The 11,633-nt window shown below is 70.3% G+C and carries 11 protein-coding genes; all 11 read left to right on the top strand.

Features of this window, described 5'->3' with window-relative positions:
- A partial coding sequence (gene infB, locus BMW88_RS11670; protein ID WP_089950706.1) for a translation initiation factor IF-2 occupies positions 1-2,143 on the top strand: 2,143 nt, incomplete at its 5' end.
- A 73-nt stretch (positions 2,144-2,216) separates the two neighbouring features.
- On the top strand, positions 2,217-2,513 hold the full coding sequence (locus BMW88_RS11665) for a DUF503 domain-containing protein (RefSeq protein ID WP_089950656.1): 297 nt from the start codon (positions 2,217-2,219) through the stop codon (positions 2,511-2,513).
- A 13-nt stretch (positions 2,514-2,526) separates the two neighbouring features.
- On the top strand, positions 2,527-2,976 hold the full coding sequence (gene rbfA, locus BMW88_RS11660) for a 30S ribosome-binding factor RbfA (RefSeq protein WP_089950655.1): 450 nt from the start codon (positions 2,527-2,529) through the stop codon (positions 2,974-2,976).
- Between the two features lie 113 nt (positions 2,977-3,089).
- Positions 3,090-4,076 carry a DHH family phosphoesterase gene (locus tag BMW88_RS11655; protein WP_089950654.1) on the top strand — a complete coding sequence of 329 codons (987 nt, stop codon included), beginning with the start codon at positions 3,090-3,092 and terminating at the stop codon, positions 4,074-4,076.
- Positions 4,073-5,200, top strand: a complete 1,128-nt coding sequence (locus tag BMW88_RS11650; protein ID WP_089950653.1) for an ROK family transcriptional regulator — start codon at positions 4,073-4,075, stop codon at positions 5,198-5,200. The genes BMW88_RS11655 and BMW88_RS11650 overlap by 4 nt, the downstream gene beginning before the upstream one ends.
- Positions 5,201-5,962: 762 nt before the next feature.
- Positions 5,963-7,264, top strand: a complete 1,302-nt coding sequence (locus BMW88_RS11645) for an MATE family efflux transporter (RefSeq protein WP_281249391.1) — start codon at positions 5,963-5,965, stop codon at positions 7,262-7,264.
- Positions 7,265-7,414: 150 nt separating this feature from the next.
- Entirely contained in the window at positions 7,415-8,740 is a 1,326-nt protein-coding gene (locus tag BMW88_RS11640) for an MFS transporter (RefSeq protein WP_089950651.1), read from the top strand.
- Positions 8,741-8,751: 11 nt separating this feature from the next.
- Positions 8,752-9,639: a tRNA pseudouridine(55) synthase TruB gene (truB, locus tag BMW88_RS11635; protein ID WP_281249390.1), complete on the top strand. Its 888-nt coding sequence runs from the start codon at positions 8,752-8,754 to the stop codon at positions 9,637-9,639.
- A gap of 35 nt (positions 9,640-9,674) precedes the next feature.
- Positions 9,675-10,607 carry a bifunctional riboflavin kinase/FAD synthetase gene (locus BMW88_RS11630; RefSeq protein WP_089950649.1) on the top strand — a complete coding sequence of 311 codons (933 nt, stop codon included), beginning with the start codon at positions 9,675-9,677 and terminating at the stop codon, positions 10,605-10,607.
- Positions 10,608-10,691: 84 nt separating this feature from the next.
- The gene (locus tag BMW88_RS11625; protein ID WP_089950648.1) at positions 10,692-11,171 is read left to right on the top strand and encodes a helix-turn-helix domain-containing protein; all 480 of its coding nucleotides are present in this window, start codon (positions 10,692-10,694) and stop codon (positions 11,169-11,171) included.
- On the top strand, positions 11,168-11,614 hold the full coding sequence (locus BMW88_RS11620; protein WP_089950647.1) for a 2'-5' RNA ligase family protein: 447 nt from the start codon (positions 11,168-11,170) through the stop codon (positions 11,612-11,614). Before BMW88_RS11625 ends, BMW88_RS11620 begins: the two co-directional genes overlap by 4 nt.
- Positions 11,615-11,633 lie beyond the last annotated feature (19 nt).

Genomic DNA, 11,633 nt, shown 5'->3' with positions numbered 1-11,633 from the left:
TGGCGGCTTCCGCGGCGGCGGTGGCGGCGGTGGCGGTGGCGGTGGCTTCCGTCCCGGTGGCGGCGGTGGCGGCGGCGGTGGCTTCCGTCCCGGTGGCGGCGGTGGCGGCGGTGGCGGCTTCCGTCCCGGTGGTGGCGGCGGCGCAGGTGGCGGTGCCCCTGCCGGTGGCGGCGGCTTCCGCGGTCGTCCCGGTGGCGGTGGCGGCGCCGGTCGCGGCGGTACCGCCGGTGCCTTCGGCCGTCCGGGTGGTCCGGCGCGTCGCGGACGCAAGTCCAAGCGGCAGAAGCGCCAGGAGTACATGGACAACATGCAGGCGCCTTCGGTCGGTGGCGTCCGCCTGCCCAAGGGGCAGGGCGAGACGATCCGCCTGCCGCGCGGTGCCTCGCTGACCGACTTCGCCGACAAGATCAACGCCAACCCGGCGTCGCTCGTGCAGGTGCTCTTCCACCTGGGCGAGATGGTCACGGCGACCCAGTCGGTGTCCGACGAGATCTTGGAGCTGCTCGGCACCGAGATGAACTACGTCGTGCAGGTCGTGTCCCCCGAGGAGGAGGACCGCGAGCTGCTCGAGACGTTCGACATCACCTACGGCGAGGACGCCGGTGACGAGGACGACCTGCAGGTCCGCCCGCCGGTCGTGACCGTCATGGGTCACGTCGACCACGGTAAGACGCGGCTCCTCGACACCATCCGCAAGGCGAAGGTGGCCGAGGGCGAGGCCGGTGGCATCACCCAGCACATCGGTGCCTACCAGGTCCAGACCGAGCTCGAGGGCAACCCGCGGCTCATCACCTTCATCGACACCCCCGGTCACGAGGCGTTCACCGCCATGCGTGCCCGTGGTGCGAACGCGACCGACATCGCGGTCATCGTCGTCGCCGCCGACGACGGCGTGATGCCGCAGACGGTCGAGGCGATCAACCACGCCCAGGCCGCAGAGGCGCCGATCGTGGTCGCGGTGAACAAGATCGACAAGGAGGGGGCGAACCCCTCCAAGATCCGCCAGCAGCTGACCGAGTACGGCCTGGTCGCCGAGGAGTACGGCGGCGACACGATGTTCGTCGACATCTCGGCCAAGCAGGGCATCAACATCGACAGCCTCCTCGAGGCCATCCTGTTGACGGCCGACGCGTCGCTGGACCTCCGGGCCAACCCGGACATGGAGGCCCAGGGCGTCGCGATCGAGGCGCACCTCGACCGCGGTCGCGGTCCGGTCGCCACGGTGCTGGTCCAGCGCGGCTCGCTGCGCGTGGGCTCCTCGATCGTCGCGGGTGACGCGTACGGTCGCGTCCGCCGCATGGTCGACGAGCACGGCGACGACGTCACCGTCGCGACCCCGTCGCGTCCGGTGCAGGTCATCGGTCTGACGTCGGTGCCGCGTGCGGGTGACACGTTCCTCGTCGTCGAGGAGGACCGCGTCGCCCGCCAGATCGCCGAGCGTCGCCAGGCCCGCACCCGCAACGCCGCCAACGCGGCGAAGCGCAAGCGCGTCAGCCTGGAAGACCTGGATGCGGCGCTGAAGGAGACCAGCGCTCTCACCTTGATCATCAAGGGTGACAACTCGGGTACCGTCGAGGCCCTCGAGGACGCGCTCATGAAGATCGAGGTCGGCGACGACGTCGAGCTGCGCGTGATCCACCGCGGTGTCGGTGGCATCACCGAAGGCGACATCAACCTCGCCGTGGCCGGTTCGGCCATCGTCCTGGGCTTCAACGTCCGGGCCGAGGGCAAGGCGACCGAGCTCGCGAACCGCGAGGGCGTGGACGTCCGCTACTACACGGTCATCTACCAGGCGATCGACGAGATCGAGGCGGCCCTCAAGGGTCTCCTCAAGCCGGAGTACGAAGAGGTCCAGCTCGGCCGCGCCGAGGTCCGCGACGTCTTCAAGTCCTCCAAGGTCGGCACGATCGCGGGTTGCATGGTCCTGTCGGGCGAGATCCGTCGCAACGCCAGGGCTCGCCTGATCCGGGACGGCAAGGTGATCGCGGAGAACCTCCCGATCAGCTCGCTCAAGCGGTTCAAGGACGACGCCACCGAGGTCCGCGAAGGTTTCGAGTGTGGTCTCACGCTCGGCAACTACAGCGACCTCAAGCTCGAGGACATCATCGAGACCTTCGAGATGCGCGAGAAGCCGCGCGCCTGATCGGTTGAGATGGGGGTGCGGAGCCGGTGAAAACGGCTGGCTCCGCACCCTTTTCCTCTGGAGGATCTTTCCCATGTACGTGGGAGCTCTGGAACTGGACTTGCTACTCGGCGACGTCCACTCGTTGAAGGAGAAGCGCTCGGTGGTGCGGCCTGTCGTGGCCGAGCTGCGCAAGCGCTTCGAGGTCGCCGCTTCCGAGGCCGGTCACCAGGACCTGCATCGGCGCGCGCTGATCGGTGTCGCCGCGGTTTCCGGTGACGCGGCGCATGTCAGGGAAGTCCTGGCCGGCTGTGAGAGGCTGGTCGCAGGACGACCCGAACTGGAACTGCTCTCCGCCCGGACGCGTCTCGTCGGGCCGGAGGACGACTAGGAAGGGGAGGCTCGTGGCCGACACGGCACGTGCCCGCAAGCTCGCCAAGCGGATCTCGCAGATCGTGGCCTCGGCACTCGAGCACGAGGTCAAGGATCCGCGGTTGGCGCGGGTCACGATCACCGACACCAAGGTGACCGGTGACCTGCACGACGCCACCGTGTACTACACGGTTCTGGGCGAGCGGCTGGACACCGAGCCCGACTACGCCGGGGCGGCCGCCGCTCTGGAGAAGGCCAAGGGCGTGCTGCGCTCGATGGTGGGCCAGCAGACCGGGGTCCGGTTCACGCCGACGCTGACGTTCATGACCGACACCGTGCCGGACACGGCGCGGAAGATGGACGAGTTGCTGGCCAAGGCCCAGGCCGCCGACGCCGAAGTCGCTCGCCTGGCGGTGGGGGCTTCTCCGGCCGGTGAGGCCGATCCGTACAAGGCGCCTCGCGAAGACGAGGACGAGGACTGAACAAGAGGGACCGTCCACACTGGGACGGTCCCTCTTCTCGTCATCGAATGGAAACTGTCCTGTCCGAGGGTGCCCTACAGCGCGTCGATGCGGTGAGCGGCTAACGTCTCCCTGTGGCAGACGACCTGAGCACCACCCTTGCCGAGGCCGCGCGGTTACTGGCCGACGCCCGTGACGTCACCCTGCTGAGCCACGTCAACCCCGACGCGGACACGCTCGGAAGCGCGCTGGCGGTGGGACTCGCGCTGCACCGGCGCGGGGTGGCGGTGCGCGTGGCGTTCGGCGAGCCCGAGGTCGTGCCCGAAAGCCTGAAGACGCTGGACACGGCCGGCCTGCTGGTGCACCGCGACGAGGTGCCGGCGGCACCGGAGTTCCTCGTGGTCATGGACACCGGCAGCCTGCAACGCCTGGGGCCGTTGCAGGATCGCGTCGCCGCCTGCACAGGACCTGTCATCGTGGTGGACCACCATGTGTCGAACACGCGATACGGGACGTTGCACTGCATCGACGAGCACGCGGAGGCCACCGCGCTCATCGCCCTGCGGCTGCTCGACGAGATGGGCGTCGAGATCGACGAGCCCATCGCGCGGTGCCTCTACGCGGGGCTGGTGACCGACACCGGCGGCTTCCGCAAGGCCGGCCCGGCGGCGCACTCGACCGCGGCGCGGCTGTTGGAGACCGGCGTCGACGCGTACAGCGTGACGCGCCCGTTGATGGACGCGCATCCCTTCGCCTACCTCGGAATGCTGTCGCGCGTGCTGGCCAAGGCCGAGTTGGACGAGAGTGCCGCCGGCGGCCTGGGACTCGTGCACGCGGTGGTGGGCGTGGACGACGCACGTGACGTGCGCAGCGAAGAGGTGGAAAGCGTCATCGACGTGGTCCGTTCCGCCTCCGAGGCCGAAGTGGCGGCGGTGCTCAAGGAGCTGCGGCCCGGCTTCTGGTCCGTGTCGCTGAGGGCGGTGGGCCAGGTCGACGTGCGCGAGGTGGCGCAGGCACTCGGCGGTGGCGGCCACCGCCTGGCCGCCGGCTTCACCTTCGACGGCGCCGCCGACCAGGTCGTCGCCGCGCTGAAGGGCGCGCTGGAGCGGGTGGGGTCATGACGAGGACGGGAAGCCCGCGGCTGCTGCGGGAGATCAACGACCGGGCCGCCATCGAGACGTTGCTGCGCAGCGGCGCGATGACGAGGGCCGAACTGGAAGAGGTCATCGGCCTCTCCAAACCCGCCACGGCCCAGCTGCTCGCACGCCTGGAAGAGGACGGCATGGTCGTCCGCACCGGCTTGCGCGGCGGTGGCCGCGGTCCACGCGCACAGATGTGGGCCGTCAACGGCGGCGTCGGGCACGTGGCAGCGGTGGCGCTGACGCCGGAACTGATCGACGTGGCCATCGCGGACATCACCGGCTCACTGCTGGCCGAGCACAGCGCGCCGATGCCCAAGGACAACACGCTGCGGGCGTTCCGCGAAACGGTGCAGAAGGCAGCGGTCCTCGCCGGCCTCCGCCTGGACGCGTTGTCGCACGTGGTCGTGGGAACACCGGGTGCGGTCGACCCGGCCACCGGCCACCTCGGCTTCGCACCGCACCTGCCCGGCCTGGTGGACGTCGACCTGCCGTCGACGCTGCGCGAACTGCTCGGCACGTCGGTGTCGATCGAGAACGACATCAACCTCGCCGCGCTGGAGGAGATGAGCTCCGGCAAGGCGGTGGGCGTGCGGAACTTCGTGCTCTTCTGGCCGGCCGACGAAATAGGGTCCGCGGTCGTGGTCAACGGCGTGCTGCTGCGCGGCGTCACAGGCGGTGCGGGCGAAATCGACTCGATGCAGATACCCGGCGGCCGCTACGGCGACCAGGTGGACAACGAAGCGATCATGGCGCTGGCCGCCACGCACGGCATCGCGGCCTCGTCCGGCGTGGAGGCCGTCGCGCACGCCCTGAGCACCGGGGAACGAGCGTTCTTGTCGGACCTGGCGCGCAGGATCGCCCTGGGCCTGGCGAACGTGGTCTGCGTGCTCGACCCGGAGCTGGTGCTGCTGTCCGGCAGCGTGGCGCAGGCGGGCGGCGAGACGCTGTGCGACCTGGTGGCGGCGGAACTGCTGGAGCTGGTGGTGCCGCGCACCCCGGTGCAGCTCGCGCAGATCACCGCCAACCCGGTGCGCTCAGGTGCTCTGCATTCCGCGCTCGCGGTGGCGCGCGAGCAGGTGTTCGGGCTGCCTCAGCGGTCTTAGGGCTGTTCGGGCATGGGGGCTGCTCGGCCTTGGGCTGCTCGGTCTTGGGGGTGTTGGAGCTTGGGGTCGCTCGATCGGGTGAAGGTTAGGGCGAACATGTCCTGAAACGTTGTTACCGATCCCTCGCTATACGAGGAAGCGCGGGGGGAGCGGACAGGGTTGAGGGCGTTGGTGGCGGCTGGTGGGGGTTCTGGTGCTGCCGGCGGTGGGTGGTTGCGCTCTGGGCGGTGGGCTGGGACGGGTGGGCTGTTGATGGGGCGCTGGGTGGCTGGCGGCGCTTGAGCCGGTGCGCTCGGGTGGGGGCGCTTCGCTGCGCCGGTGAGCGGGACGTAGGCGCGCTGGGCCGCCGCGGTCTCGCTGGGATCGCCGTGCCAGGGCCGGGGTCGCCGTGCCGGGAGGTGGCCGTGCCGGGGGCCGTGCCGGGGACCCGACGTGCTGGGATGGCCGCGTCGGGATGGCCTCGTGTGGGCGGATGCGTTGGGCGGACGCACCGAAGTGGCGCGTCGAGCGGGTGAGTTCGGGGCAGGGGCGCCGGGCGGGCATGCGAGAGTGTCCGCGCGAGTGGGTTGTGTACGCGGGCGGATCCGCTGGGTCACGTGGGCGCGAGCGGACCCGCTGGACCACGTGGCCGCGAGCGAACCCGCTGAATCGCGTGTCTGGACCGGTCCCGCCACATCGCCGGCGCCCCAGCAGCCCACGGCGAAGTGAGCCACTAATCGCAAATCATTGGCAAGAAGCCCGCCGGGGCTTAGGTTACGGTGCGTGGAGGAACGGGTTCCCGCGCGGCGGGTGATCGGGCTCGCGGTGCCGGCGCTGGGGGTGCTGGCAGCGGAGCCGCTGTACGTGCTGGTGGACACGGCGGTGGTCGGGCATTTGGGCGCGCTGCCGTTGGCCGGGTTGGCGCTTGGCGGGGTGTTGCTGACGCAGGTGTCGACGCAGTTGACGTTCCTGTCCTACGGCACGACGGCTCGCACGGCCCGGTTGCACGGGGCTGGGCGGCGGGGGGACGCGGTCGCGGAGGGGGTGCAGGCCACGTGGCTGGCGCTGGCCGCCGGGGTGCTGGTGGTGGTGCTGGGGCAGGTGTTCGCGCGGCCCTTGGCGGAGTTGCTCGCCGGGGCCGGCGCGGTGGCGGACGCGGCGGTGGATTGGGTGCGCATCGCGTTGTTCGGGGCGCCGTTCATCCTCGTCACGATGGCCGGCAACGGGTGGATGCGTGGCGTGCAGGACACCAAGCGGCCTTTGAAGTACATCCTCATCGGCAACGGCATCAGCGCGGTGTTGTGCCCTGCGCTCGTGTACGGCGCTGGGTGGGGGCTTGAGGGGTCGGCGATCGCCAACGTTGTCGCGCAGGTGTTGTCGGCTGGGCTCTTCATCAAGGCGCTCTTCGCGGAGCGTGTGCCGTTGAGGCTGCATTGGAGTGCCATGCGCGCGCAGCTTGGCATGGGGCGTGATTTGGTGTTGCGGAGCTTGGCGTTCCAGGCGTGCTTCATCAGTGCGGCTTCCGTGGCGGCGCGGACGTCTATTGCCGCGGTGGGGGCTCATCAGGTCGTGTTGCAGTTGTGGACGTTCCTGGCGCTGGTGCTGGATTCGCTGGCGATTGCCGCGCAGTCGTTGGTGGGGGCCGCGTTGGGAGCTTCTCGGCGGCGGCAGGCCGAGCGGCTCGCCTGGCAGATCACGCGGTACGGGCTGGTCTTCGGTGTGGGGCTCGGGGTGCTGTTCGCCGCGCTGGTGTCCGTGCTGCCGCGCGCGTTCACCTCGGACGCCGGGGTGCTGGCCGAGATCCCGCACGCCTGGTGGTTCTTCGTCGCGCTGCAACCGATCGCCGGGGTGGTGTTCGCGTTGGACGGGGTGTTGCTGGGGGCCGGGGACGTGAAGTTCATGCGGACGGCGACGCTGGGGTCCGCGGTGGTCGGGTTCTTGCCGTTGGTGTGGGCTTCCCACGCGTTCGGGTGGGGGTTGATCGGGATTTGGAGCGGGTTGTCGGCGTTCATGGTCCTGCGGTTGGTGGCTGTGGTGTGGCGGGCCCGGTCCGGGGAGTGGGCGGTCGAGGGGGTCGTCCGGTAGGGCCTGCGTAGTGAGCAGGCACACCGCGAACGCAAGGGAGACGCCTGGTGGGGGCACTGTGGCCGACCTCACGGCATGAAATCGTTACCAAGAAGGTTGCTTAGGCGATGTAACTAATGTTGCCTGCTTCCGACCTGGGGAGAGTGCGTCTTGCCGTCGGTCGATCGCGCCACCCGAGCTTCGTGGCTGATCTGGACCACCGCAGTTCTCGTCTACTTCGCCGCCGTCTTCCACCGCACCACGCTGGGCGTGGCCGGGCTGGAGGCCAGTGAGCGGTTCGGGCTCGGGCCCGCGCAGCTCGGTGTGTTCACCGTGTTGCAGATCGGGGTCTACGCCCTGATGCAGATTCCCACCGGGTTGCTCGTCGACCGGTTCGGGCCGCGGCGGGTTCTCACCGTGGCCGCCCTGCTCATGGGCACCGGTCAGGTGTTGTTCGCCGTTGCCGGCTCGTACGGGCTCGGGCTGGTGGCCAGGGCCGTGCTCGGCATGGGGGACGCGATGACGTTCATCAGCGTCATCCGCATCGTGGCGGCGCACTTCCCGCCGCGGCAGTACTCGTTGGTCGTGGCGATCACGGCGGCGTTGGGCGGTGTGGGGAACCTCGTCGCCACCGTGCCGTTGACGCTCCTGCTCGGTTCGGCCGGGTGGACCTGGGCGTTCCTCGTCGCCGGTGGCGTCACGGCGGCGTACTCGGTTGTCGCGTTCCTGCGGTTGCGGGACGTGCCCGACGACTTCACCGCGCCCAAGCCGGAGCCGGTGCCGTTCAGGAAGATCTGGCCGAAGGTCCGGCAGGCCTGGGGCGTGCCGGGGACGCGGCTGGGGTTCTGGGCGCACTTCAGCACCATGTCCACGCCTGCCGTCATCGGTCTGTTGTGGGGATACCCGTACCTCGTGCAGGCGCAGGGGATGTCGGCCAAGGCGGCGTCGTCCACGCTGGGATTGCTGGTCATCGGTGCGATTGTGACCAGTCCGATCGTGGGGGCTTTGTTCTCGCGGAACCCTGAGTGGCGCATGCCCATCGCGGGCTGGTTCCTGGCTTTCGCGCTCGCCGGGTGGGGTTTGCTGCTGTTGTGGCCGGGCGGACGGGTGCCGGTGCCTGTCATCGCCGTGGTGTTCCTCGTGTTGACGGTCGGTGGGCCCATCTCCGGCGTGGCGTTCGCATTGGCGCGTGACTACAACCCGTCGCATCGGCAGTCCACGGCCAGCGGGCTGGTCAACGTCGGGGGCTTCCTCGCGGTGACGGTGGCCGCGCTGGGCGTCGGCGTGTTGCTCGACCTCGTCGAGGGGGTCCTCAGCCCGCAGGCGGCGTTCCGGGTGGCGTTCAGCTCCTGCGTTCTCGTGCTCGCCGTCGGTGGCTGGCGGATGCTCGTGTGGTGGCGGCGCGCGAGGGCTGCCGTGTTCGCCGCCGAGGAGCGCGGGGAGGCGGTGCCGGTGCAGTTGCGGCGCCGTCGTTGGGACGCTCTGCGCGTCGCTTAGGATTTGCCGCCGTGAAACCCTCTGTTGCACCGGGCCTGGTCGTCGTCGACAAGCCGGACGGCATGACCTCGCACGACGTGGTGGCGCGGGTGCGCAGGATCCTCGGCACCCGCAAGGTCGGGCACGCCGGCACGCTCGACCCGATGGCGACCGGTGTGCTCGTGCTCGGCATCGAGCGCGCCACGAAGCTCCTCGGCCACCTCGCGCTCGACAGCAAGGCCTACCTCGCGACCATCGTGCTCGGCGCGTCCACCACCACGGACGACGCCGAGGGCGAGGTCTTGTCCACTGAGGACGCTTCCGGGGTGTCCGACGAGGCCGTCGCCGCCGAGGTGGCGAAGCTGACCGGGCCGATCCAGCAGGTGCCCTCCGCCGTGTCCGCGGTGAAGATCGACGGCAAACGCGCCTACGCACGGGTGCGTGCGGGGGAGCAGGTCGAGATCCCCGCACGGCCGGTGACGGTGCATCGCTTCGACGTGCTGTTCACGCGTCGTGAGGACGGCAAGGTCCTGCTCGACGTGATGGTCGAGTGCTCCTCCGGCACGTACGTGCGCGCGCTGGCCCGAGACCTCGGTGCCGCGCTGGGCGTGGGCGGGCACCTCGGCGCGTTGCGGCGCACGCGGGTCGGTCCGTTCGACCTCCGCGTGGCGCGGACCCTGGAGCAGCTCGAGCAGACCCCGGGTCTGTCGCTGGACCTGGACGCGGCGGTCGCCACGGCGTTCCCGCGCCGGGAGATCGACCCGCGGGAGGCGTCGGCCCTCTCCCACGGGCAGCGGCTGCGCGCGGGCGGGCTGGAGGGGACCTACGGGGTGTTCGGGCCCGACGGCCACGTCATCGCGCTGGCCAAGGACGAGGGCGACGCGTGCAAGCCCGTGGTCGTGCTCAGCCCGGCTGGGTGAGGACTCCGGCCGGGACCCGTCGTAGGCTGATCGCCGTGCAACGCTGGCGTGGGCTCGACCACCTCCCTGGCGGCTGGGGCCGCTGCGTAGTGACCATCGGCGTGTTCGACGGCGTCCACAAAGGCCACCAGGCCCTCATCGGCCGCGCCGTGGCCCTCGCGGAGCAGCGCGGGCTGCCCGGCGTGCTGATGACCTTCGACCCGCACCCCTCCGAGGTGGTGCGCCCCGGCAGCCACCCGGCGCAGCTCACCACGCTGCGCCGCCGGGCGGAGCTCGTCGAGGAGCTGGGGGTCGACCACTTCGTCGTGGTGCCGTTCAGCCTCGAGACGTCCCGGATGCCCGCGGACGAGTTCGTGCACGAGGTGCTGGTCGAGAAGTTGCACGCCGCGGCGGTCGTGGTGGGGGAGAACTTCACCTTCGGGCACAAGGCGGCCGGTAACGTCGCGTTGCTGAGCCGGCTCGGCCAGCGGTTCGGATTCGTGACCGAGGGGGCTGATCTGGTGTCCGCTGACGAGGTGACGTACTCGTCGACCTACATCCGCGCGTGCATCGACGCCGGGGACGTGAAGGCGGCGGCGGAGGCGCTGGGCCGGCCGCACCGGCTCGAGGGGATCGTCGTCAAGGGCGACGGGCGCGGGAAGGACCTCGGGTTCCCGACGGCCAACCTGTCGACGCCCAAGTTCGCGGCGGTCCCGGCGGACGGCATCTACGCGTGCTGGTTCACCGACGCCAAGGGCAAGAGGCTCAAGGCGGCCGTGAGCGTCGGGACGAACCCGACGTTCTCCGGCCGGGAGCGCCGCGTCGAGGCGTTCGTGCTGGACGTGGACGAGGACTACTACGGCCAGCGGGTCGCCGTGGACTTCGTCGAGAGGCTCCGCGAGATGGAGAAGTACGACTCCGTCGAGGCCCTGCTCGAACAAATGCACCGCGATGTGGACCGAACGAGGGAACTGCTGGGCGGTTCGTGACCGTCAGAAAGACCGAAGTGGGCATCCGAAGGCCTCTGTGCTGGCAAGATGCAGGTCAGAACGCGGGCTACGGGAGAGGTCGAGGTGGAGGACCACAAGATCGTTCAGCGCAACCTCGCCCTGCAACGGGAGTGGTACGGGGAGCCCCTGGGCGACCGGGTGCGCCGGCTGGTCGTCGCCTTCAACGTGTCGCAGGCCCAGCTCGCCGACGTCCTGGGCATCAGCGCACCGATGCTCAGCCAGGTGATGAGCGGCCGCCGCGCCAAGATCGGCAACCCGGCCGTGCTCGCCCGGATGATCATGCTGGAGCGCAAGGTGCTCACGCCGGACGTGGCGACCGGGGCGCCGGAGGCGTTGCAGCGGGCGCTCGACGACGTGCGCGAGTCGAAGCCGACGGTGTCCCGCGACTCGTTGCCGGTCAACGGCGACGAGAACAACGTGTACCCCCTGCTGCGCCGCATCGCCGACCGCACCGAGCTCCAGCAGGCCGCCGACATGCTGTCCGAGGACTTCCCGGCCATCGCCGAGCTGCTGCGCAGGGCCGGCCGGGTGGCGGGCAGGTGAAGTTCTTCACCGCGCTCTACCCTCCGCCGCACGTGGTCGACGAGCTCGGAGCCGTCCTCGGCCGGGCTCCGGCGATGGAGTGGACGAAGCCGGAGAAGTGGCACATCACGCTCTGCTTCCACGGTGACACCGCCGACGAGGAGCGCTTCCGGGCCCTCGAGGGCCACGAGGTGCCCGAGATCCGGCTCAGGGACTTCGGCGACTTCCGCGGCACGATCCTGTGGGCCGGAATAGCCGGCGATCTGAATCGGTTGGCAAGAGCGGCGGGCGCGGGTGACGATTGGCGGGCGCACCTGACGGTGTCGTACGGCTACCGCGGTCAGCCGATGCCGGCCTTCGAGAGCAGTCCGTGGCAGCCGTCCGAGGCAGTGCTCGTGAGCAGCGCCGACGGCGTTTACACGCCCATCGCGCGGGTGGGGTTGCGCACGTCAGCGCGCCGCTGAGCGCCGTGCCTGATAACCT

The sequence above is a fragment of the Lentzea xinjiangensis genome (genome assembly GCF_900110955.1).
Classification (GTDB): Bacteria; Actinomycetota; Actinomycetes; order Mycobacteriales; family Pseudonocardiaceae; genus Lentzea; species Lentzea xinjiangensis.
Note: the sequence above shows the minus strand (reverse complement) of the source record. Positions and strands in the feature narration are given on the sequence as shown.

What these genes read in the sequence shown, in the direction of transcription:
- BMW88_RS11665 (WP_089950656.1), top strand. Translation starts at nt 2,217, where the DNA reads ATGTACGTGGGAGCTCTGGAACTGGACTTGCTACTCGGCGACGTCCAC.
- BMW88_RS11650 (WP_089950653.1), top strand. Translation starts at nt 4,073, where the DNA reads ATGACGAGGACGGGAAGCCCGCGGCTGCTGCGGGAGATCAACGACCGG.